The sequence below is a fragment of the Aeromonas sp. sif2416 genome, from assembly GCF_019218665.1.
GTDB classification, from domain to species: domain Bacteria; phylum Pseudomonadota; class Gammaproteobacteria; order Enterobacterales; family Aeromonadaceae; genus Aeromonas; species Aeromonas encheleia.
This window is the reverse complement of record NZ_JAHUXC010000044.1, coordinates 1-318: the sequence shown is the minus strand read 5'-3', so window position 1 is coordinate 318 and position 318 is coordinate 1. Positions and strand designations below refer to the sequence as shown.

Sequence of the window (318 nt, the reverse complement as noted above, 5' to 3'; positions counted from 1 at the left end):
CATGCCCGCTCGCACTCCAGCCCACAAAGACCGCCGGGGTGTCGGCACCCACGGTGTCGTTGCCCAGCACGTTGCCGTTCAGGCTGCCGGCCACATCCTCGGTGGTGGTGCCGCCCGCATCGTTGTTAGCCGTCGGCGTATCGTCAACGATGCGCACTATCAGCTGGTCACTGGCACTGGTGCCACCCACCCCGTTCACCCCGATGGTGATGCTGTCGTCAAACCCGGTGGGCGTCGCCCCCAGCTTGCTGTCGTTGTCGATGGTCGCACTCAGGGTGTAGCTGTAGTTCACCGTCCCGCCGCTGGCCGTGCCCACGT

1 protein-coding gene is annotated in these 318 nt (G+C 66.0%); it reads right to left on the bottom strand.

Annotation, left to right across the window (positions count from 1 at the left end; genetic code table 11):
* On the bottom strand, positions 1-318 hold a 318-nt coding region (locus KW821_RS21460), incomplete at both ends, for a hypothetical protein (RefSeq protein ID WP_218292864.1).